This is a genomic window from Myxococcales bacterium (assembly GCA_016717005.1).
Lineage (GTDB): Bacteria > Myxococcota_A > Polyangia > Haliangiales > Haliangiaceae > UBA2376.
Genome location: JADJUF010000021.1, coordinates 174439 through 196389 on the forward strand (window position 1 = coordinate 174439; position 21951 = coordinate 196389).

At 71.8% G+C, this 21951-nt stretch carries 19 protein-coding genes, 5 tRNA genes and 1 pseudogene; 6 read left to right on the top strand and 19 right to left on the bottom strand.

Annotated features, from left to right (window positions below):
• Positions 1 to 31: 31 nt before the first annotated feature.
• The 14 genes and pseudogenes from rplL to IPL61_19540 form a co-directional block, all read right to left on the bottom strand.
• Positions 32 to 409 (bottom strand): 50S ribosomal protein L7/L12, encoded by a 378-nt coding sequence (rplL, locus tag IPL61_19475; GenBank protein MBK9033422.1) that lies wholly within the window; start codon positions 407 to 409, stop codon positions 32 to 34.
• A gap of 147 nt (positions 410 to 556) precedes the next feature.
• Positions 557 to 1081, bottom strand: coding sequence for a 50S ribosomal protein L10 (locus IPL61_19480; GenBank protein ID MBK9033423.1), 525 nt, complete (start codon positions 1079 to 1081; stop codon positions 557 to 559).
• A 209-nt stretch (positions 1082 to 1290) separates the two neighbouring features.
• Positions 1291 to 1998 carry a 50S ribosomal protein L1 gene (locus IPL61_19485; protein ID MBK9033424.1) on the bottom strand — a complete coding sequence of 236 codons (708 nt, stop codon included), beginning with the start codon at positions 1996 to 1998 and terminating at the stop codon, positions 1291 to 1293.
• A 251-nt stretch (positions 1999 to 2249) separates the two neighbouring features.
• Positions 2250 to 2672 (bottom strand): 50S ribosomal protein L11, encoded by a 423-nt coding sequence (rplK, locus tag IPL61_19490; protein MBK9033425.1) that lies wholly within the window; start codon positions 2670 to 2672, stop codon positions 2250 to 2252.
• A gap of 65 nt (positions 2673 to 2737) precedes the next feature.
• On the bottom strand, positions 2738 to 3331 hold the full coding sequence (nusG, locus tag IPL61_19495) for a transcription termination/antitermination protein NusG (GenBank protein MBK9033426.1): 594 nt from the start codon (positions 3329 to 3331) through the stop codon (positions 2738 to 2740).
• Complete coding sequence (gene secE / locus IPL61_19500; protein ID MBK9033427.1) at positions 3324 to 3545, bottom strand: preprotein translocase subunit SecE; 222 nt, start codon at positions 3543 to 3545, stop codon at positions 3324 to 3326. Before secE ends, nusG begins: the two co-directional genes overlap by 8 nt.
• A 209-nt stretch (positions 3546 to 3754) precedes the next feature.
• Positions 3755 to 3829: transfer RNA gene (locus tag IPL61_19505), tRNA-Trp, on the bottom strand.
• A 701-nt stretch (positions 3830 to 4530) separates the two neighbouring features.
• Positions 4531 to 5728, bottom strand: a pseudogene (tuf, locus tag IPL61_19510) (elongation factor Tu).
• Positions 5729 to 5809: 81 nt separating this feature from the next.
• Positions 5810 to 5881: transfer RNA gene (locus tag IPL61_19515), tRNA-Thr, on the bottom strand.
• Positions 5882 to 5917: 36 nt separating this feature from the next.
• Positions 5918 to 5989, bottom strand: a tRNA-Gly gene (locus IPL61_19520).
• A gap of 25 nt (positions 5990 to 6014) precedes the next feature.
• Positions 6015 to 6098: transfer RNA gene (locus IPL61_19525), tRNA-Tyr, on the bottom strand.
• 35 nt (positions 6099 to 6133) lie between these two features.
• Positions 6134 to 6206 (bottom strand) — tRNA-Thr (locus IPL61_19530).
• A 263-nt stretch (positions 6207 to 6469) separates the two neighbouring features.
• Positions 6470 to 7693 carry a tetratricopeptide repeat protein gene (locus IPL61_19535; GenBank protein ID MBK9033428.1) on the bottom strand — a complete coding sequence of 408 codons (1224 nt, stop codon included), beginning with the start codon at positions 7691 to 7693 and terminating at the stop codon, positions 6470 to 6472.
• 267 nt (positions 7694 to 7960) lie between these two features.
• The gene (locus IPL61_19540) at positions 7961 to 8371 is read right to left on the bottom strand and encodes a YjbQ family protein (GenBank protein ID MBK9033429.1); all 411 of its coding nucleotides are present in this window, start codon (positions 8369 to 8371) and stop codon (positions 7961 to 7963) included.
• Between the two features lie 144 nt (positions 8372 to 8515).
• On the opposite strand from IPL61_19540, the gene IPL61_19545 reads away from it, so the two are divergent.
• The 3 genes from IPL61_19545 to IPL61_19555 all read left to right on the top strand — a co-directional run bounded on the left by IPL61_19545 (position 8516) and on the right by IPL61_19555 (position 14212).
• A complete protein-coding gene (locus tag IPL61_19545; protein MBK9033430.1) occupies positions 8516 to 10786 on the top strand; it encodes an ATP-grasp domain-containing protein in 2271 nt (756 codons plus the stop codon).
• 448 nt (positions 10787 to 11234) lie between these two features.
• The gene (locus IPL61_19550; protein MBK9033431.1) at positions 11235 to 12761 is read left to right on the top strand and encodes a HAMP domain-containing protein; all 1527 of its coding nucleotides are present in this window, start codon (positions 11235 to 11237) and stop codon (positions 12759 to 12761) included.
• A 47-nt stretch (positions 12762 to 12808) separates the two neighbouring features.
• A complete protein-coding gene (locus IPL61_19555) occupies positions 12809 to 14212 on the top strand; it encodes a sigma-54-dependent Fis family transcriptional regulator (GenBank protein ID MBK9033432.1) in 1404 nt (467 codons plus the stop codon).
• Between the two features lie 29 nt (positions 14213 to 14241).
• Here the strand turns inward: IPL61_19555 and IPL61_19560 are convergent, their stop codons facing one another.
• From IPL61_19560 to IPL61_19570, 3 genes are all read right to left on the bottom strand, one after another.
• Positions 14242 to 15312, bottom strand: coding sequence for a hypothetical protein (locus IPL61_19560; protein MBK9033433.1), 1071 nt, complete (start codon positions 15310 to 15312; stop codon positions 14242 to 14244).
• Positions 15309 to 15974 (bottom strand): NUDIX hydrolase, encoded by a 666-nt coding sequence (locus tag IPL61_19565; protein ID MBK9033434.1) that lies wholly within the window; start codon positions 15972 to 15974, stop codon positions 15309 to 15311. Before IPL61_19565 ends, IPL61_19560 begins: the two co-directional genes overlap by 4 nt.
• A gap of 77 nt (positions 15975 to 16051) precedes the next feature.
• Positions 16052 to 16273: a hypothetical protein gene (locus IPL61_19570; GenBank protein MBK9033435.1), complete on the bottom strand. Its 222-nt coding sequence runs from the start codon at positions 16271 to 16273 to the stop codon at positions 16052 to 16054.
• Between the two features lie 86 nt (positions 16274 to 16359).
• On the opposite strand from IPL61_19570, the gene IPL61_19575 reads away from it, so the two are divergent.
• From IPL61_19575 to gcvH, 3 genes are all read left to right on the top strand, one after another.
• A complete protein-coding gene (locus IPL61_19575) occupies positions 16360 to 17382 on the top strand; it encodes a hypothetical protein (protein MBK9033436.1) in 1023 nt (340 codons plus the stop codon).
• A 26-nt stretch (positions 17383 to 17408) separates the two neighbouring features.
• Positions 17409 to 18530: a glycine cleavage system aminomethyltransferase GcvT gene (gene gcvT, locus IPL61_19580; GenBank protein MBK9033437.1), complete on the top strand. Its 1122-nt coding sequence runs from the start codon at positions 17409 to 17411 to the stop codon at positions 18528 to 18530.
• Between the two features lie 62 nt (positions 18531 to 18592).
• A complete protein-coding gene (gene gcvH / locus IPL61_19585; protein MBK9033438.1) occupies positions 18593 to 18970 on the top strand; it encodes a glycine cleavage system protein GcvH in 378 nt (125 codons plus the stop codon).
• A gap of 184 nt (positions 18971 to 19154) precedes the next feature.
• On the opposite strand, the gene IPL61_19590 is transcribed toward gcvH, so the two are convergent.
• Both IPL61_19590 and IPL61_19595 read right to left on the bottom strand, forming a co-directional pair.
• Positions 19155 to 20549 (bottom strand): energy transducer TonB, encoded by a 1395-nt coding sequence (locus IPL61_19590; GenBank protein MBK9033439.1) that lies wholly within the window; start codon positions 20547 to 20549, stop codon positions 19155 to 19157.
• Between the two features lie 71 nt (positions 20550 to 20620).
• Positions 20621 to 21874, bottom strand: a complete 1254-nt coding sequence (locus tag IPL61_19595; protein MBK9033440.1) for a TonB family protein — start codon at positions 21872 to 21874, stop codon at positions 20621 to 20623.
• Positions 21875 to 21951: the final 77 nt, after the last annotated feature.

Here is a 21951-nt window from a genome sequence, read left to right on the forward strand (position 1 = left end):
GATCGTGACGCACCCCGCCGGGATCGTCGAACTACTTGACCTCGACCTCGCCGCCGGCGTCCTTGATCTTCTTGGCGATCTCGTCGGCCTCGGCCTTGGGCACGTTGGCCTTGACCTCCTTGGGGGCGCCGTCGACCAGGTCCTTGGCGTCCTTGAGGCCCAGGCCGGTGATCTCGCGGACGACCTTGATGACGTTGATCGGCGAGGCGCCCTTGGCCTTGAGGATGACCGTGAACTCGGTCTGGACCTCGGCGGGCGCGGCGGGGGCGGCCGGGCCGGCGGGGCCGGCGACGGCGACCGGCGCGGCCTTCACGCCCCACTTGTCCTCGAGGGCCTTGGTGAGGTTGACGATGTCCATGACCGTGAGGGTGCTGAGGTAGTCGATGACCTGATCTTGCGTGAGCGACATGAGATGCCTCGGAGGATGCGGGGCCGGCTGGCCCGGTTTGGGTCGGTCGGATGACCGAAGGAACAAGGTCCGGTCAGGCGACCGGTGAGAGACGTCGGGGGGCGCGAGGGACGGCGACGCCGCCCCTCACCAGGGAGTCGATGTGCTTCAGGCGGCACCCTCGAGCGCCCGCTTGCGGGCGTCGAGGACGTACATGAAGTTCTGGGGACCGGCGATGACCGTGCGGACCAGGTCCTGCGGGGCGGCCAGGAAGGTCATGAGCAAGCTGGCGCGGATCTCGTCCTTGCCCGGCATGCGCGACAGCGCGTCGACGCCCTGGGCGTCGAGGACCTTGCCGTCGAAGAAGCCGCCCTTGATCGTGAACTTGGGCTCGTCCTTGGCCCACTTGAGCGCGATCTTGGCCGCGATCTGCGGGGTCTCGTTGGACCAGATCACCGCGGTCGGGCCGACCATGAGCGCGCTCATCGGCTCCATCGAGCCGCCCTTGACGGCGATCTTGACGAGCGAGTTCTTGAGCACGCGGTAGTGGCATCCGTTCTTGCGGAAGTCATCGCGCATCGCGGTGACGACCGGCACGGTCACGCCGCGGTAGTCCGCGATCACGACCGAGGCGACGTTGGCGAATGCCTCTTGGATCTCGCCGAGGATCTCGGCCTTGCCTGCTCTGTCCATGGTGCTTGTCCGTTCTGCAGATGCCGAACCGGGACGGTCGGCGAGTGGCTAGAAAATGCAGCGACCCCTCGATCGGGAGAGCGAGGGGTCGACGGTCGCCCGGGTGGGCGACGGTGCGACGGGACTCGGTCTCCGCGGGACTTGGGGGCGTGCGCCCTGCCCGCTTCTGCGACGTCGTGCGGTCGTATGTGCTGCGTTGTGCGGGTCGATCAGTCCTTGACGACGCCGACGTAGGCGGCGGTGTCGACCTTGATGCCGGGGCCGTGGGTGGTCGAGATCGTGATCGACCGGACGTACGTGCCCTTGGCCGTCGACGGCTTGAGCTTGATGAGCTGATCGAGCAGCGCGCGCAGGTTGACCGCGAGCGCCTCGGGCTGGAACGAGGCCTTGCCGATCGGGGTCTGGATGACGCCCGCCTTCTCGACGCGGAACTCGACGCGGCCGGCCTTGAGCTCCTTGACCGCCTTGGCGACGTCGGCGGTGACCGTGCCGACCTTCGGGTTCGGCATCAGGCCGCGGGGACCGAGGACGCGGCCGATCTTGCCGACCGAGACCATCATGTCCGGGGTCGCGACGAGGGTGTCGAACTCGAACCAGTTCTCGTCCTTGATCTTGTTGATGTACTCGTCGTTGCCGGCGTAGTCGGCACCCGCCTCGAGCGCATCCTTGACCTTCTCGGTCTTGCAGATCACCAGGACGCGCTTGGTCTTGCCGGTGCCCGAGGGCATGACGACCGAGCCGCGGACCATCTGGTCGGCGTACTTGGGGTTCACGCCCAGGCGGACCGCGACGTCGACCGTCTCGTCCCACTTGGTCGAGACCTTGGCCTTGGGGATGATCGCGCAGGCGTCGTCGACCGAGTACTTCTTGGTCGGCTCCCAGCCCTCGATCGCCTTCTTGTATTTCTTACCAGCCATCGTGTCCTCCGGTGGGGCCTGGCTCAACGCCCTCGCGGGCTCCCAGGCTGTGTTCACTCGGTTATCGAAGTACTTCAGGAGCCAGCCCGACATCCGGGCGAGGCAATCAGATCCGTTCGAGGTCACCCGCACGCCACGCTCGGGGCTGTTCGGGTGGGTCCCCCACGCCCGGAGCCGCGCTCCGGGCCGTTTCGGATGGGGGCCCCGGCGCATGCCGGGGGAGGGTTTTTTCGAAAAACCCTCTCGGAATCTCAGTCCACGACCTCGAGGCCCATCGAGCGGGCGGTGCCCATGATGGTCCGCATCGCGGACTCGACCGAGGTGGTGTTGAGATCGGTGAGCTTGTGCTCGGCGATCTCGCGGACCTGCTGGGTCGTGACCTGGCCGACCTTGTTCTTGTTCGGCTCCTTGGAGCCGCTCTCGATCTTGGCCGCCTTCTTGAGCAGGATCGACGCCGGCGGCGTCTTGGTCACGAAGGTGAACGTGCGGTCGGCGTAGGCGGTGATGAGGACCGGGATGATCAGGTCGCCCATCTGCGCGGTGCGGGAGTTGAACTCCTTGCAGAACGCCATGATGTTCAGGCCGTGCTGGCCGAGCGCGGGTCCGACCGGCGGCGAGGGGTTAGCCTTGCCAGCGGGACACTGCAGCTTGATGAGGGCGGTGACCTTCTTCATGACCGTTTACTTTCGCGAGACACCCGGCGCCGAGGGCGATGTTGCCCTGGCCGCTGGGGCCGGCTTTATGCTTTCTCGACCTGGGTGAAGTCAAGCTCGACCGGCGTGGAGCGCCCGAAAATCGAGACCGAGACCTTGACCTTCTGCTTGTCGGCCTTGACCTCTTCGATCTTGGCCGAGAAGTTGGCGAACGGGCCCTCGGTGACGCGGACGTTGTCGCCCACCTCGAACGAGACCTTGGCCCGGGGCTTCTGCTTGCCCTCGGTGACCGTGGTCTGGAGGCCGGTGATCTCGCGCTCGGGCACCGCGGTCGGCTTCATGCCGCCCAGGAAGCCGGTGATCTTCGGGGTGTTCTTGACGAGCGTGAACGTGCGGTCGTCGAGGACCATCTGCACGAACATGTAGCCCGGGAAGAACTTGCGCGTGGTCGTGCGGCGCTGGCCGGCCTTGAGCTCCATGACGCTCTCGGTCGGGACCAGGACCTCGCCGAAGTACTCGGACAGGCCGTTGTTGCGGACGCGCTCGAGGAGCGTCAGCTTGGCCTTGTTCTCGTGACCCGAGTAGGTGTTCACGATGTACCACTTCATCTGCGCAACGAGCGGCGAGGCGCCGGGCGCGGCGTCGGTGGTATCCGCGGGGTTCGACGTCGCGTCAGCCATACACCAGCTCCGTCAGGTTCGACCAGACGAGGTCGAAGACACCGAGGACGAGCGCGGAGATGATCGACATCACGATGACGACGATCGTCGCAGCACGCACTTCCTTGGGGGTTGGCCAGGTGACCTTGCCGAGCTCGGACGCAACCTCGTTGGCGAGGGTGTGGATCCGATCGTGGCGATACAGGACGACCCCGGCCGTGAGGGTGACGACCATGGCACCGACGGTCATCCAGAGTTCACTGGGCGGGGTACCGAAGTACCCCCACAGCCAGTCGATGGTCCATTGCGTGAGATAGAACAGCACGATCCCACCGCATAGGTACATGAGGTGGACGGGCTTGTTGGGGACGTTCTCTTGCTGGGCCACGGGTTGACTCTGGGTCGTTTGAGAGGCGTCGTCGACTCGCTAGTCGGGCAGGTACGTGGCAGGGGAGACAGGACTTGAACCTGCAGCCCTCCGCTTTGGAGACGGATGCTCTACCGTTGAGCTACTCCCCTAGAAACTCGTGATCTCGTAGTCTTGGATGCCTGGTGGGATCGGGTGGGCAAGGCGAGGGCGGTCGAGACGGAAGCGGACGTGTACATCAACTGCTACACACGAGCAAGGGGCGATCCGAAAAATCGAACATCTGCGGGGGGGTTGCGATCGTTCGGGTACCAGATCTACCCCCGCCCCGCCCTGCGGTTTTCCGCCGCTGCCACTGCCGAATCCGGATCCGGATCCGGGTAGGAGTCGGGGCCCGGGATCGGCCCGCGGTCCCGGATGCCGGAGCCGGGGCCGGAGCCGGAGCCGGAGCCGGACCCGGAGCCGGACCCGGAGCCGGACCGGAGCCGGACCCGGAGCGGACCGGGGCCGGACCCGGAGCCGGACCCGGGCCGGACCGGCCCGCCGGCCGGAGCCGGACCCGGAGCCGGACCCGGAGCGGCCAGCCGGACCCGGAGCCGGACCGGAGCCGGAGGCCGGAGCCGGGCCGGACGGACCCGGAGGCCGGGCGGAGCCGAGCGGAGGCGGCGCCTCGAAGGGCGCCCAAAGGAACTGGAGGCCGGCGGCGGATCTTGTACCGGCTTCGGCGATGGACCACTTGCCCGTGGAGCGCCTCCCCCCGACGCCAGCCGGAGTTCGCAACGCCTCCCGAAACGACGAACAGCCCGGAGTCGCCTCCGGGCTGTCGCTCATCGAGCCTGGGGGCGGCCCAGCGTTACTCGGTGATCTTGGTGACGACGCCGGCGCCGACGGTCTTGCCGCCCTCGCGGATGGCGAACCGGAGGCCGTCCTCGCACGCGATCTTGGTGATCAGCTCGACGTTGACCTTGATGTTGTCGCCGGGCATGACCATCTCGATGCCCTCCGGCAGCTTGACGATGCCCGTCACGTCGGTCGTGCGGAAGTAGAACTGCGGGCGGTAGCCGTTGAAGAACGGCTTGTGACGCCCGCCCTCTTCCTTCTTGAGGACGTAGATCTCGGCCTCGAACTTCGGTGTGCGGCAGGATCGAGCCCGGCTTGCACAGCACCATGCCGCGCTCGATGTCCTCGCGCTTGAGGCCGCGCAGCAGCAGGCCGACGTTGTCGCCCGCCTGGCCCTCGTCGAGCAGCTTCCGGAACATCTCGACGCCCGTGCACGTCGTCGACTTGGTGTCGCCGAAGCCCACCACCTCGATGTTCTCGCCGACCTTGACGATGCCGCGCTCGATGCGGCCCGTGCCGACCGTGCCGCGGCCCTTGATCGAGAACACGTCCTCGACCGGCATCAGGAACGGCTTGTCGACTTCGCGCTTGGGCTCGACGATGAACGAGTCACACGCCTCGAGCAGCTTGTCGATCGACGGCGTCCCGAGGTCCGACTTGTCGCCCTCGAGCGCCTTGAGCGCCGAGCCGCGGATGATCGGCGTCGTGTCGCCGGGGAACTGGTACTTGCTCAGCAGCTCGCGCAGCTCCATCTCGACCAGGTCGAGCAGCTCTTCGTCGCCCTTGGCGATCATGTCGCACTTGTTCAGGAACACCACGATCGCCGGCACGTTCACCTGGCGGCCGAGCAGCACGTGCTCGCGGGTCTGCGGCATCGGACCGTCGGGCGCCGAGACCACCAGGATCGCGCCGTCCATCTGCGCCGCACCCGTGATCATGTTCTTGATGTAGTCCGCGTGGCCCGGGCAGTCGACGTGCGCGTAGTGCCGCTTGTCCGACTCGTACTCGACGTGCGCCGTCGCGATCGTGATGCCGCGCGCCTTCTCCTCGGGCGCCTTGTCGATCTGATCGAACGCCGTGAACTTCGCCAGGCCCTTGGTCGACTGGGTCTTGGTAATCGCCGCCGTCAACGTGGTCTTGCCGTGGTCGACGTGGCCGATCGTCCCGATGTTGACGTGCGGCTTGTTGCGGACGAATTTTTCCTTGGACATGGCGGCGTGCTCCTCAGGCGCTCGGTGGCTATCAGGTTCTGGTGACGATCGAGGGTGGTCGCGATCTGTCGCGGTTGCTCGAGCCCTCAGTGAGAATTGAACTCACGACCCCTTCCTTACCAAGGAAGTGCACTGCCACTGTGCTATGAGGGCTGGTTTTCGTTAGCGGATTTCGTTGGTCGGACTCGGAGCGGGCGATGGGATTTGAACCCACGACATCCAGCTTGGAAGGCTGGAGCTCTACCGCTGAGCTACACCCGCGGGGCCGTGGTTACCCAGGGGCCAGTGGAGGGGGAAGGATTCGAACCTTCGAAGGCGTGGAGCCGGCAGATTTACAGTCTGCTCCCTTTGGCCACTCGGGAACCCCTCCTTGTCGAGACGTGATGCTTGGTGCTACCTCGTGAGAGCTGGCGGTGGGACTCGAACCCGCGACCTCCTGATTACAAGTCAGGTGCTCTACCGGTTGAGCTACGCCAGCGGAAACGTTGCTGATTCGCAGGTGCGGTGGCCTTGGGAGCCACAGCCGCCGTTGTATAGGCGAGGTCGTCCGGCAAGTCAACGGCGCTGCGCGGTATTTCTGCGACCTTGGCGGCGGAAGGATCTCTCACGCGCCCGCTTATATAGCCGCGGAGCGCGCGCTTATATATACGCGCGCGGGCCGATCGGCGGGCGCCTGGCCCCGCGCTGGCGCATGCTGGCGAACCTTCCGCCGGGTCGTTGAGATCCCAAGACGTTGCAGCGCTACGGCGCCGGCGGCACGACCGCGCTCATCTCACCCCGGGCCTCGCGGGCCAGGATCGTCGCGACCTGGATCGAGCGGGTCTTGGACGCCTCGCTCCAGGCGTTGCTGACCCCGTAGGCCCCGGCCAGGCGGACGTTCATCTGGTGGCCGTCGAACGCGGTCGTCAGGTGACGCCGCACGCGATCGTGGACCTCGGTCGTGTAGTAGGTGCGCGCCGCCGGGTCGAGGCCGTCGGGGTACGGCGAGGTCACCGCGGTCTGCCACAGCTCGAAGAAGATCTGCGACATCTGGTAGCCGGACGCGAGGGCCCAGTACGGATCCTGGAGCTCGAGGGCCTCGCGCCACTGATCGTACGCGGCGGCGGCCAGCGCCTCCTTCTGGACGAGGTCGGCCTTGAGCTCGTCGAGCGCGGTGCGCAGCTTGACCGCGGCGAACGCGCGGTGCCGGAGCTCGGCCAGGTAGTAGTGCGCCATCGCGATGTAGTAGCGGTCGTCGATCCGGATCGCGCGGTTCCACGTGGCGATCGCGGCCTTGAGGCTGGCCTCGGCCTCGGGCGCCTGGCCCTGCTCCATCAGCACGTAGCCGCGCCGGGCCTGGGCCTCGAGCCGGTCGGCGTGGCCGAGGTCGGCGCGCAGCAGGATCTCGCCGAGCGTGCCGTCGGCGCCGCGCCAGTCCTGCCGCTCGGCCTGGAGCCCGGCGATGCGCAGGTGTGCGTCGAGCGACTCGCGGCCGGTCGGGAAGTGCGTGACCACGTCGCGGTAGCTGGTGATCGCCGAGGTGGTGTCGCCGAGGCCCTCGTAGACCACGCCGACGTAGTAGAGCGCCGACGGGGCCAGGCGCGACGCCGGGAACTCGGCGGCGAGCCGGCGGAACACCGCGATGGCCTCGACCGGCCGCCCCGCGGCGAGCGCGGCGCGGCCCTCGTCGAGCAGCGTCGACGGCGCCACCGCGTCGATGGTCTCGTCGCCGCCCGGATCGCGCGACACGACCAGCTTGATCTCCTCGAGGTCGTAGACCTTGCCGGCGCCAGTGCCGGGGCGCGCGCTGGGATCCCCGACCGCGGCCTTGATGGGCGTGGCGGCGGCGAGGTCGCTGTCGGGCGAGCGCTCGGAGGAGGCCTGGGTGGAGTCAGGAGGGCGCGGCGCGGCGGGATGGGCGCGGCCGCCGCATCCGACCAGCGTGGCCACGGTGAGCAGGGCGAGGCGCGCGAGGGTTCGGGTCACCCTTCTATAGACGCACGATCGGCCCCGGCGATGTAGCGGTCCCGGCGATCCGTGATCGACGTCGCGATCCGGGGACTTAGGGCCCACGCGTGAACAACTCGGTCGGTCTCGCGGCCGATCCATCCCGGCTGGCTGCGTTGCCGGCTCCGGTCCTCGGGTCACGTCCAACGAGGACGCTCCCCTCCGGTCCTCGCGGTCGCCTTGCCATCCGGGCGCCTCGTCCGCGATCCTCGATCGACTTGTTCACGCGCGGGCCCTTACGCGCGCTCACCCGCGCTGGCCGACGACCTTGACCAGGACGTGGCGGTTGCGGGGTCCGTCGAACTCGCAGAAGTAGATGGCCTGCCAGGGGCCGATGACCGGCTTGCCGGCCTCGACCACCAGCGCCAGCGACACGCCGATCAAGCTCGACTTGACGTGCGCGTCGGCGTTGGTCGCGGCGCTGACCGCGCCGGCGCCGTGCGGGACCGCGTGGGTCAGGTGCGCGAGCACCGCGGCGCGCACCTGCGGGTCGCTGTTCTCCTGGATCGTCAGGCCCGCGGTGGTGTGCTTGCAGAACACCACGGCGATGCCGTCGTCGACGCCGCTGCGCCGGACGGCCGCGCGCACCAGCGCGGTGATGTCGACGGTCTCGCTGCGGGTCGTCGTGCGCACGTCGATGACTTCGGTGGCCGCCATGATCGAGTCGTAACACGACCCGATGTGCGTGCGCTTTTGCTTGACGGCGCGTTGTCACACCGGTTTGCTACAAGTCCAACGTCGGCGCGTGCGCGAACCACTTCCGGTCGTCGCCGCTCGATGCGAAGGCCAGGTCGCTCTCCGATGAAGGTCGCGTTCACTCACAACCTCCGGCTCACCGACGTCCGCCACTCCGAGAAGGAGGCCGAGTTCGACAGCGTCGACACGGTGAACGCCATCGCGACCGCGATCGAGGCCGCCGGCCACGAGGTCGAGAAGGTCGAGGTGTCGGGCCCGGCCTCGACCCTGCTCGAGCGGCTCGAGGCCATCGACCCCGACCTCATCTTCAACACCGCCGAGGGCCAGCAGGGCAAGCTGCGCGAGGCGCTGTACCCGGCCCTGTTCGAGGAGCTCGGCATCCCCTACACCGGGTCCGACGCGTACGCCAACGCGGTGACGCTCGACAAGTGGATGACCAAGCTGCTGGTCGGCCGGGCCGGCGTCGACACGCCGCGGGCGTGCCTGGTCAACCCGCGCAACTTCGACGCGGTCGTCGAGCGCGGCCCCGGGTTGTCGTTCCCGGTGATCGTCAAGCCCAACCACGAGGGCTCGAGCAAGGGCATCTACACCGGCGGCCCCGGCGCGGCGGGCCGCGACGGCTCGGTCGTGCGCGAGGCCAAGGATCTCGGCGCGGTGCTCAAGGCGGCCCTGCGCAGCTACCCCGACGGCGTCCTGGTCGAGGAGTACGTCGAGGGCACCGACATCCTGATCGGCTACATCGAGGGCGTCGGCCACGACGCCGGCATCCTGGCGCCGGTCGAGCTCCTGCTCGAGACCACCGCCGACCGCCCCTACAACGTCTGGGACTACCGGCTCAAGAACGTCGAGCCCGGCAAGGTCTCGTTCCGGTGCCCGGCCGGCATCCCCCGCGACATCGCCGCGCGCCTGCGCACGATCTCGATCGAGGTCATCCGCACGCTCGGGATGCGCGACATCGCGCGCCTCGACTTCCGGGTCGCGCCCGACGGCCGCATCTACTTCCTCGAGGCCAACGCCATCCCGTCGCTGGCGCCGAGCGCGGCGCTGTTCGTGGCGACCTCGCAGCTCGGCATGGGCTACGGCCAGACCATCGCGTCGATCCTCAACTCGGCGGCGCTGCGCTCGGGCCTGGCCACGGCCAGCCAGCTCGGCGTCTCGCGCCGGACCAGCCGGGTCCAGCCGATCCGCGTCGGCTTCACCTACAACGTCAAGCGCGACCACGACGGCGACGACGAGGCCGAGTGGGATCCGCCCGAGACGATCATCGCGATCGCCAACGCGCTGGCCCGCCAGGGCCACATCGTCGTGCACCTCGAGGCCACGCCCGACCTGCCGCGGGTGCTGGCCGAGGCCGACGTCGACCTGATCTTCAACATCGCCGAGGGCGTCGAGGGCCGCAACCGCGAGGCCCAGGTGCCGGCGCTGTGCGAGCTGCTCGGCGTGCCGTACACCGGCTCGGACTCGGCGACCCTGGCCATCGCGCTCGACAAGGCGCTGGCCAAGAAGGTGCTGCTGCAGCACGACATCCTGACGCCGAAGTTCCAGCTGATGGAGTCGCCGCGCGAGCGCCTGTCGCCGGACATGAAGTTCCCGCTGATCGTCAAGCCCAACGCCGAGGGCTCGAGCAAGGGCATCGGCGCGACCAGCGTGGTCGACACCGAGGAGGAGCTCCGCGCCGCCGTCAAGGTGTGCGTCGAGCGCTACCGCCAGCCGGCGCTGATCGAGGAGTACATCGCCGGCCGCGAGTTCACCGTCGGCCTGCTCGGCGACAAGCGCCCGCGGGTGCTGCCGCCGATGGAGATCAAGTTCAAGAAGAACACCGAGCGGCCGGTCTACAACTACGAGGTCAAGCAGGAGTGGGAGGAGCACGTCTTCTACGAGTGCCCCGCCAAGCTGACCGACGCCGAGCAGAAGGCGATGGAGAAGATCGCCCGCGCGACCTTCTGGGCGCTCGACTGCCGTGACGTCGCCCGCGTCGACCTGCGCATGGACGCCGACGGCCGCATCTACGTGCTCGAGGTCAACCCCCTGCCCGGCCTGACCCCGGGCTACTCCGACCTCGTGCTGATCGCCCAGGCCATCGGCATCCAGTACGACCAGCTCATCGCCGAGATCATGGCCGGCGGCCTGCGCCGCATGCGCGAGAAGCGCCGCGAGGAGCGCGAGAGCGACAAGAAGGAGGCGGCCAAGGCCGCCGCCGACAACGTCGCCGCGAAGTACGAGAAGGCCGCCGAGAAGGCGCTCGACAAGGCCGCCAAGCGGATGCCGCGGCCGCCGGTGGTGCGCCCGGGCGACAGCGCCCCGCTGACGCAGTCGTCCGACGGCGACTCCGAGCGCACCGTGGTCGCCGTGGCGCCGCCGCCGACGACGCACTAGTATTGATCTCTGCACCCGGTGCGTGGTGCGCGAGGGATGTGGTCTCTACCGGGCGGGGTGCCGTGGGGCGTGAGCGTGGCGTTATTTCCCGGAGCGTCGGCGCGTGGGCGCCGGCGGATTTCGGATTTCGGATTTCGGATTTCGGATTTCGGATTTCGGATTTCGGATTTCGGATTTCGGATTTCGGATTTCGGATTTCGGATTTCGGATCCGGGTGCGGGGTCCGACTCCGGGTCCGGGTCCGGGTCCGGGTCCGGTTCCGGGTCCGGGTGCGGCTCCGGCTCCGGTTCCGGCTCCGGGTCCGGCTCCGGGTCCGGGTGCGGCTCCGGCTCCGGTTCCGGGTCCGGATCCGGGTTTGGGTTTGGGTTGGTCCGGCTCCGGCTCCGGCTCCGGGTGCGGTTCCGGGTGCGGGGGCGGCGCTGGCGCTGGTTGAGGGTAGGATGAGCGGGTGCGCATCGGCACTCGCATCACGGTCGCGACGGCGCTGTCGGTGACGCTGACCCTGTCGGTGTACGCGGCGTTCGAGGTCCGCGCGCGCGCGGACTCGCGCCAGCGGGCGATCGAGCGCGAGGCGCGGTCGACGGCGCTGGCCCTGCGGACCACGCTCGAGACCCTGGGCGGCGACATCGATCACGTCGATCCCATCCGCCTGACCCGCGATCTGGGACGCGAGTTCGGGCGCAGCGGCACCGGCTGGCGCGTCACGATCGTCCCGACCGACGCGCCGGCCGCGCCGGCCAGCCCGGCCGCGACCCGACCGACGCTGTCGCCGACCCAGGCCCGGCGGCTGGCGGCGCTGAGCGCGGCGCCCCAGCTGGCGCTGCTCGAGCGCGAGCGCGGCGAGCTGGTCCTGGCGCTCCCGCTGCGGGCTCAGTCGGCGCGCGGCGTCGAGGTGACCGGCATGCTCGAGCTGGCGCGCCCGATCGCCCAGCTCGACGCGGCCTGGACCGACGACCTGTGGCGCGCGGTCGGGTGGGTGGTCGTGATCACCGCGCTCACGACGACGGCGGTGTTCCTGCTGACGCGCAGCCTGATGACGCGGCCGATGGCCAAGCTCCTCGGCGGCGTCGACGAGGTCGCCCGCGGCGACCTGTCGCACGCGCTCCTGTCCGAGCGCGACGACGAGATCGGCGCGATCGCGGCCCGCTTCAACGACATGACGTTCTCGCTGCGCGAGTCCCGCGCCGAGACCCAGCGCTCGGCCGACGCGAAGCACACGCTCGAGCAGCGGCTGGCCCACACCGAGAAGCTCGCGACGATCGGCCAGATCGCCGCCGAGATCGCGCACGAGGTCGGCACGCCCCTCAACGTCATCGCCGGCCGCGCCCGCGCGACCCACAAGAAGATCGGCGACCCCGAGGCGGTGGCCAAGAACGTGACGATCATCGAGGAGCAGACCGCGCGGATCACGCGCATCATCCAGCGGCTCCTGGACTTCGCGCGGCGCCGGGTCGGGCCGCCGGGCATGACGCGGGTGAGCCTCAACGAGATCTCGCTGACGACGATGGAGCTGCTGGGCAGCCAGTTCGCCGCCGCCAAGGTCAAGACCCGGCTGGTCCGCGCCGACGGCCTGCCGATGGTGCTCGCCGACAGCGATCGCATCCAGCAGGTGCTGCTCAACCTGCTGATCAACGCCATCCAGGCCATGCCCGACGGCGGCGCGGTCGCGGTCGAGACCTCGACCATCACCCGGCAGCGGCCCGGGCTCGAGCTGGCGCCGGAGCAGGCGTTCGTCCGGATCGAGGTCGCGGACACCGGCCCCGGCATCCCGCCCGAGCGCCGCGACAAGATCTTCGAGCCGTTCTACACCTCCAAGGACGGCCAGGGCGGCACCGGCCTCGGGCTCGCCGTGTGCGCGGGCATCGTCAAGGAGCACGACGGCTGGATCGAGGTCGACGACGCCTCCACCGGGGGCGCCGTGTTCCGGATGCTGCTGCCGGCCGCGGCCAGCGAGCGCGCGCGGACCGAGGCCTGACCGCGACGGCGAGGCGGTTGTGCGGTAGCGTGGGCGCCATGGCGGATGTGCCGGCCACGATCCTGGTCGTCGAGGACGACGACGCCATGCGCGAGCTCCTCACCGAGGAGCTGGCCGACGCCGGCTACCGCGTGCGCGCCGCCAACGGCGGCTCCGCCGGGCTCGAGGCCGCGCGCAGCGAGCCGGTCGATCTGATCATCACCGACCTGCGCATGCCCGATCTCGACGGGTTCGATCTGATCCGCGACGTCGGCGCGCTCCCCGATCCGCCGCACATCATCATGATCACGGCGTTCGGTTCGATCGAGACCGCGATCAAGGCGGTCAAGCTGGGCGCGTACGACTACATCACCAAGCCGTTCGAGCTCGAGGAGCTGATCCTGCTCGCGGGCAAGGCGCTGTCGGAGCGGTCGCTGCGCCGGCAGGTGGCGCGGCTGCAGCGCGAGGTCGAGCGCCAGTACGGGTTCGAGAACGTGGTGTCGCGGTCCGAGGCGATGAAGGAGATCCTGGGGCTGGTCAGCCGCATCGCCAGCTCGACCGCGTCGGTGCTGATCACCGGCGAGAGCGGCACCGGCAAGGAGCTGATCGCGCGCGCCATCCACTACAACTCGCCGCGGGCCAAGGCGCCGTTCGTCGCGGTCAACCTGGCGGCCGTGCCCGAGACGCTGATCGAGAGCGAGCTGTTCGGCCACAAGCGCGGCGCGTTCACCGACGCCCGCGCCGATCGGCTGGGGCTGTTCGCCGAGGCCGACACCGGCTCGATCTTCCTCGACGAGATCGGCGAGCTGGCGCTGCCGCTGCAGGCCAAGCTGCTGCGCGTGCTCCAGGAGCACGAGATCCGCCCGCTGGGCGGCACCAAGACCCAGCGGATCGACGTGCGCATCATCGCCGCGACCAACCGCAACCTCGAGGGCATGCTCGTCGACGGCAGCTTCCGCGAGGATCTCTACTACCGGCTCAACGTCATCGGGCTCGACCTGCCGCCGCTCCGGGCCCGGCCCGAGGACGTGATGCCGCTGGCCGAGCGCTACCTGGCGCAGCTCGGGGCCCGCTCGACGCCGCCGCGGCGCCTGACGCTGGCGCCCGAGGCCCAGCAGATCCTGCTCGGGTACGCCTGGCCCGGCAACGTGCGCGAGCTCCACAACGTGCTCGAGCGCGGGGCGGCGCTGTGTCGCGCCGAGGTCATCGGCGCCGACGATCTGCCGGGCCACGTCCGCGAGCGCAAGCCCGGCGACTTCCTGGCCGCGGCGGTGGCCCGCCACATGACCGTGGCCGACCTCGAGCGCGAGTACATCGAGCGCGTGCTCGAGGACGAGGGCGGCAACAAGACCCGGGCGGCGCAGCGGCTCGGGCTCGATCGCAAGACCCTGTACCGTAAGCTCGAGGAGTACGCCCGCCAGGACGGCGCGCTCGCCGCCGCGCGGGCGCCGACCGGCGACGGCGACGCGTAGCCGCGCCCCGATCGGCCACGGCGCGCCGCTCAGCGCAGGCGCGCAGCCAGGCAGCCCCGGCGCGCGAGGACGGGCACCAGCAGCCACGCCAGCAGGCCGGCGCCGAGCGCGATCACGAGCCGCGGCAGCCACGGCGGCGACGGCTCGTCGTCGATCGCGACCACCCGCGCGCGCAGGCCGGCCGGCAGCGGCGCCGCGTCGCCACCGCCGCCGAGCGAGGCCACGAGCGCCTCGGCCTCGTCGCGCTGGGCCTGGGGCGAGCCGACGCTCATCGTCACGACCGCGCGCCCGCCAGGGATCGCGCTCATCACGACCGGCGCCGAGGCCACGACGTCGTCGCGCACGATCGCCAGCTTGGCGCCGGTCCGGCTGGCGGTCGCCTCGCCGAAGGCCCGGCCGCCGGCGCGGGTGAAGTCGAGCTGGACCTGCGGTCGGCTCGTGTAGGGATCGACGCCGATCGACGCCTCGGCGACGTCGGCCTGGGTAAGGATCGTCGCGCGCTCGACCAGGTAGGTCCGGACGTACGGGCTCCGGCTGCGATCGTCGTCCGGTGGCTGGATGTCCTCGAACATCAGCTCGAGGTCGGGCGACACCGGCAGATCGGCGGCGTCGCGGGCCAGCGCGTCGAGGACCGCCTGGCGATCGTCGCCGCGCAGGTAGTAGTCATCGGTCGAGCCGTCGGGACCGGACCAGTGGTCGATCTCGGCGCGCACGCCGCCGGGCCGGACGCCGTCGCGGAACCGCGCGTACCAGGCCCGCGCGACCTCGGTGTCGGCCGCGACCCAGCGGAACGCCAGCGAGCCGCGCTGATCGAGCGCGCGCGCGACGCGCTCGGCGTCGCTCCGGCGGACGCCGCCGACCCTGACCTCGACCACGAGGCCGGGCTCGCCCGAGCCGGCCAGCTCGATCGTCAGCGGATGACCGCGCAGGCGGGCGCGCCAGGTGGCCTCGAGGTCGCCGAGGGCCACGTCGGGCGCGATGGCCACCTCGACGCGCACGCTGGCGTCCTCGCCGGCGACGATGCGCTCGGCGCGCAACGCGATCGTCGCGCCCAGGGCCACGGCCGCCACCGCCAGCGCCACCGCCGCGCGCCGGATCATCGCCGGCCCTCGAGGTGATCGCGCAGGCGCCGCAGCCCGAGCTCGGTCTTGCCGTCCTCGAGCTCGCCGGCGACGCCCGCCGCGATCGCGCGATCGAGCGGCCACCACGCGGTCTCGGCGCCCTCCTCCATCGGCGAGCCGTCGCCGCCCAGCGCCTGCTGCGCGCCGGGCTCGACCTCGGCCGCGACGAAGTAGTACTTCTCGGGCATCGAGCCCGGGCTCGGGTAGACGCCAGCGCCCAGCACGACCAGCGCGGCGGGCGCGATCGCGAAGCCGCCCTCCTCGTGGGCCTCGGCCGCGGCCCGAGCCAGGAGGCCGGCGCGGCCGTGATCGTCGACCTCGACGATGCCCGCCGGCAGCTCGACCAGCCAGCCGTCGGTGCGGCGATCGGGCACGGGCGCGCGGCCCGGGTCGCGGCCGAACGCCAGCGCCGGCCGCATGCCGACGCGCAAGAGCACCTGCACCGCGCCGGCGGCGTCGCGGTGCCACAGCAGGATCACCACCGCGTCCTGAGCGTAGGGACGCTGCACGAAGTCGCACACGTAGCCCGCCGAGCGCGAGCCGTCGGCGCGACGGTTGTGCATGCGCAGCCGTCGGATGGTCAGGAACCCACCCTGCCCCACCACCTCATCGTGATCGATCTCGAACCGGACGTCGCCCATGCGGGGATGCTACCCGCGCGCCGCGCCCGACCCCAGGGCGCGCCGGCGCGGATCCCGGTCCGCCGCGCGCGTCGTGGTCAGGGCGCGAGCGCGAAGCAGTAGATCGCGCCCCAGCCACCGCCCGCGCCGACGGTGTCGCCGGTGCCGGGGCCGTTCTGCACCAGGTTCACGCCCGGCGCACAGCCGCGGACCCGGTGCGCGGTGATCCAGTTCATGCCGCTCATCGCCGGCCAGGCGTGGCCGCACCGCACCAGGTTCTCGGAGCCGGGGCCGACGGTCGGCGCGCGCATCGCGATCACGGCGTCAATGGGCCGCTTCGCGCCGCGTGCTCCATCGCGTTCGCGTCCGAGATGCGTTAGGTTCCGGCCATGTGTGAGGGCGCGTCGTGACGACCGTGGCCGACAACGTGGCGCGCTGGGATGGCCAGCGGCGGGGCTTCTACGAGGTCTGGTTCGTGACCTGGAACGATCCGGTCACCCACGACGGCTACTGGCTGCGCTACGTCATCGAGGCGCCGCTGGCCGAGGTCGGCGAACCGTACGCGCAGATGTGGTTCGCGCGGCTGTGCGCGCGCGATCCGGCGCGCTCGTTCGGCATCAACCGGCGCTACCCGATCCAGTCGCTGGTCACCGGCGCCGACCCGTTCGCGGTGGCGATCGGCCCGTCGCGCCTGGGCCACGACCACGCCCGAGGCGCGCTGTCGGGCGACGGCCACGCGGTCGAGTGGGACCTGACCTGGACGCCCGGGGTCGCCACGCTGCACCAGCTGCCCGACGTGATGTACCGGCGCGGCGGCCTGGGCGAGACCACCGTGCACTCGCCCAACGTCGACGTGCCGATCTCCGGCGCGCTGGTCATCGACGGCGAGCGCTTCCCGCTCGACGCGGCCCGCGGTGGCCAGACCCACCTCTGGGGCACCAAGCACGCGGCGTCGTGGGCCTGGGGCCACTGCAACGCGTTCGACGATCGCCCGGGCGCCGCGCTCGAGGTGCTGCACGCGAAGCTGCGCCGCAAGGGCGTCAACCTGCCGCCGCTGACGGTCGCGGTGCTGCGCCTGCCCGGCGAGGATCTGGCGCTCAACCGGTTCGATCAGGCGCTGTGGTCGGGACCGGCCGAGCTGGCGACCGGACGGTTCCGGTGGCGGGCCGGCGGCCTGCTGGCCCGGGTCGAGGGCGAGTTCTCGTGCGCGCCGGCGGACCTCGTGCGCGCGCACTACCACGACCCCGACGGCGAGGAGCGCTGGAACCACTTCACCGCGCTGGGCGACCTGCGCCTGACGGTGTCGCGGCGGGTCCGCGGCCGCTGGCAGGTCACCGAGCGGCTGACCTCGGCGCGCCGGGCGGCCTTCGAGATCGCCGGCCCGACCCCGGATCCGGCGGTCACCTGCGAGCACGTCGCGGTGTCGTGACCGCTTGAGTCGTGCAGTAGTGTAGGATGCGCGCCGTGGCAGGCCTTCGCACTCCGCTCTACGACGCCCACCGCGCCCTCGGCGCACGCATGATCGACTTCGGCGGCTGGGACATGCCGGTGTCCTACCCGGCCGGGACGATCAAGGAGCACAAGGCGGTGCGCGAGGCCGCCGGGCTGTTCGACGTCTCGCACATGGGCGAGGCGTTCCTGCGCGGCCCCGGCGCGACCGCAGCGGTCCAGCGCCTGACCACCAACGACGTCGGCGGCGCGCCGGTCGGCAAGGCGGTCTACACGCTGCTGTGCCGGCCCGACGGCGGCATCGTCGACGACTGCATCTTCTACAAGCGCGCCGAGGACGAGTACTTCGTCATCATCAACGCGTCGAACCGCCACAAGGACGTGGCGTGGATGCGCGAGCAGGTCGCGGGCGCGTGCGAGCTCGAGGACGTCAGCGACGCGACCGCGCTGATCGCGGTCCAGGGCCCGACCGCCGCCGCGATCGTCGATCGCCTCGCCGGCGGCGCGCTGGCCGACGTGATCACGTTCGGCTTCAAGGACGCGACGGTCGCGGGCGTGGCCGCGGTCGCCGCGCGCACCGGCTACACCGGCGAGGACGGCTACGAGCTGGCCTGCGCCAACGCCGACGCGCCGGCGCTGTGGGCGGCGTTGATCGACGCGGGCGTGCAGCCGTGTGGCCTGGGCGCGCGCGACAGCCTGCGGCTCGAGTCGCGGCTGCCGCTGTACGGCAACGATCTCGACGACACGACCTCGCCGCTCGAGGCCGGCCTGGGCTGGGCGGTCAAGCTCGACCGGCCCTGGGTGCAGGCCGGCGGTGACTTCCTCGGCCGGGCCGCGCTGGTCGCGCAGAAGGCCGCGGGCCTGACCCGCCAGCTCACCGGATTCCGGATCGAGGACCGCGCGATCGCCCGCCACGGCTACGCGGTGCTCGATCGCACCAAGCCCGAGGGCGCGCAGGTGATCGGCGCGGTCACCAGCGGCGGCCCCGGCATCTCGATCACCGGCGCCATCGGCCTGGCCTACCTGCCGCCGGCCTACGCCGCCGCCGGCACCGCGCTCACGATCGACTGCCGCGGCAAGGACGTGGCCGCGACCGTGGTCAAGGGCAAGTTCTACAAGCGCGCCTGACCGCGCGCCGCGTCGTCGTTCCTGGGCCCCGAACTCTCACCGGCACAACCGCGAGCACACCGATGTCCAACGTCCCGAGCGATCTCCGCTACACCGCCGACCACGAGTGGCTGCGCCCGACCGGCGCGTCCTTCGCCGTCGGCATCACCGCCTTCGCCGTCGAGCAGCTCGGCGACATCACGCTGGTCGACCTGCCCAAGGAGGGCGACGTCGTGACCAAGGGCCAGCGTTTCGGCACGATCGAGAGCGTCAAGTCGGTGTCCGACCTGTACGCGCCGATCTCCGGCAAGGTCACCAAGATCAACGCCGCGGTCAAGGACGCGCCCGAGCAGGTCAACGCCGATTGCTACGCGGCGTGGATGATCGAGCTCGAGGCCAGCGACCCCACCGAGGTCGAGGCGCTGCTGACGCCCGACGCGTACGCCGCGACGCTCGGCTAGCCCGACACCGGCCCAGCCCCGACGCGCGGGCAGCCCGTCACCGGCGCGGCCCGAGGCCGCGACGCTCGGCTAGGCCCGACGCCGGCACCGTGGACCCGCGCGTGGGAGGACCGGCACCGGCGCAGCGCCGCCACGCTCGGCCAGCCGTCCCGGGCACAGCCCGGACCCACGCTCGGCACGACCGTCACCGGAACAGCTGCCACTCGGTGCGGACGCCACCGACCTCGAGGTGGAAGCCGAACACGAACGTGATGCGCCCGTCGCCGCCGATCAAGGCCGCCGGCGGGTTGGCGAACGGCTGCGCCGTCTCGAAGGCGCGCACCGCCTCGTCATCGAGGACGTCGACCCCCGACGGCTCGACCACGACGATCTGCGCCACCGCGCCGGTCGGCGTCAGGCTGACGCGCAGGCGCGTGACCCGGGTCTTGACCCCGTAGACCGCGCCGGTCGGATCGTGGCGGCGCCACAGCTCGATCGGGTGCCACTGCTGATGGACCGCGCGCTTGAGCCGGTTGAAGAACGACGCGTGCACCCACTGCCGCGCGTTGAGCGCGGTCTCGTCGCCGTCGGCCACGTCGACGGCGTCGACCGAGCCGCCGCCGAGCGCGCGCTCGAGCAGCTCACGGCGCGGACGCAGATCGAGCGGGGCCCCGGCCCGGCCGCCGTCGCCGCCGTCGCCGTCGCCGCCGCCGTGCTCCGCGACCGCCGCGGTCGCCGCGCGCGCGAACGCGCCGTCGCCGCGCCGCGGGGCCAGGCCATCGCCGGGCGCCGCGCGCGCGCCGTCGAGCACGCCCTGGCGGCGGGCCTCCTGCACTAGCGCGGCCGGCGTCATCGCGCCCGGCGTGGCCGCGGCGCCGCGGCTGCCCGGTCGCCCCGCGGCGCTGGGCGCGGCGGGCTCCGGCGGTAGCTCGTCGAGCGCCGGGTGATCGGCGCCGGCGGCGGCGCGCCGGGTGATCGGCGCGCGATCGGACCCGCGCGCGACGGTCTCGCGCGCGACGGTCACGTCGTACTCCGACACGAACCGGGCGCGCTCCGGCGCCAGCTCGAGGTCGGGGCGGGCCTGCTCGATCACCTGGGCGTCGGGTCGCGGTCGGTTGACCGTCCGCTCGACCTCGGCCGCGTGCTCGGCGGCGCGCTCGGCCTGGGCCTGCTCGAACGCGCGCTGGGCCTCGGGCGTGACGCTCGCCAGGAGCGGCTCGGGATCGATCTGGGCCAGCTCCGCGGGGTCGAAGGTCGCCAGCTCGACCGGCACCGCCGCCAGCGTGCGCGCGTGGCACGACGCCAGATCGCTGCGCAGCCGCACGTCGAGCTCGGCCAGGCATCGCCGCCCGTCGTCGATCCACGGCGCGGCGCACGCGAGCACGGCCACGCTCGCCGCCAGGAGCGCGCGGCCATCGCACGACGGCGCGAGCGGCGCCAGGTCGACCGCGCGCCCGCGACCGCCGCCGAGCCCGCCCCAGCCGCCGATCTCGACCACGGTGGCCGCGCCCAGCACCGCGGCGTGGGCGCCACCGGCGAGCGCGACCGCGACGGCGGTCGAGCCGACGCGACGACGCACGCGGACAGCAGGCGTCCCCATGGCTCGCCGAGCATAACGCCGCGCATGGACCGCACACGCACAATCGTCACGTCGCGCCCCGCCCCGCCGAGCTACTGGATCATCGGGCTCTTGAACGTGTACGGGATGCGCACGCGCAGCGCCGCGCGCCCGCCCAGCAACGCCGACGGCACCGGCCCCAGCCGCGCCACGGCCTTGAGCGCGTCGGTGACCTCGCGATCGAACGCGCCGTGGCCGCTGGTCGCGTGCAGCCCGATCTCGGCGAAGCTGCCGTCGGCCAGCAGCACCAGCGACGCCACGACCCGGCCCGAGGTCATCGACAGCGCGAGCTCATGCGGATACTCGACCCGCCGATCGAGCCGGCGGAACAGCTCGAGGAAGTACGGATCGCGCCGCGACGCGTAGGTCGGCGCGCCGTCGTCGCCCGCCGGCGCCTCGGCCCGGGACGCGGCGGTGCCCGGCCCCCAGCCGTCCGGCGCCACGCCCGGGGCCGCCAGCCCGCGCACGCCCTCGCCGTCGGGACCGCCGCCGGCGCGCGGCGGCGTGAGATCGTAGGGATCGGGCCGGCGCTGATCCGACGAGGCCGCCACCGCGCGGTCGTCGGCGCTGGGCCCGCGCGCGGCCACGTCGACCGCGCGCTCGCCACGATCGACGTAGGCGGCCTCGCGCACCCGGGCCGCGGCGCCGTCCTGCCGCACCGGCGCGGTCGCGCCCGGCGACCCGGCGTGGGTGTCGTCCTGGCCGAGCGAGGTCGGCGTGCCGTCGGCGCCCGGGCCGGTCGCCGCGCCGGTGCGCGCGCGGTCGTCGCCGGCCTGGGCCAGCGGCTGCGGCGCGCGATCGCCGTAGGCCGCGATCGGCGCGCGGGTGATCGCCTCGGGCGAGCGGGCCGTGCGCGCGCCGGGCGTGCGCGGGGTCAGGTAGCCCTGATCCGACGTCCACACCCGGGCCCGCAGCGCGGCGTCGTCGGCGCGGTCGCGACGGTCGGCCCAGGTGTCGGTGCCGCCCTCGGCCCCCCCGCCGCGATCGGCGGCGCGGGCGCCCGGCAGGTCGGCGCTCGACGGTCGCGGCGCGCGGCCGTGGCCCGCGGCGTCGTCGCCGGTGCCGAGGATCACGTCGAGCGGGATCGCCGGCGGGGTCACCGTGACCACGCCGATGCCGCTCATCCCCGACGGGGTCAGCGCCGGCGCGGCCGGCACCTCGGGCGACGCCGACGCCAGCACTGGCGTCAGGGGCAGCCGCCCGGCCGGCACGATCACGTGGTCGAGCACCCGCACCAGCCCGGCGTTGGCCAGCGCCGCGACCGCGAGCGCCTCCCAGACGCGGCTCGGTCGACGGGGCGCGGCCATTCCTCAGTATGCACCACCCGGTCGGCGCCGCCCGCGGCGTGTGATCGCGCCGACAGCCCGCCGGCCCCGGTCCGCGC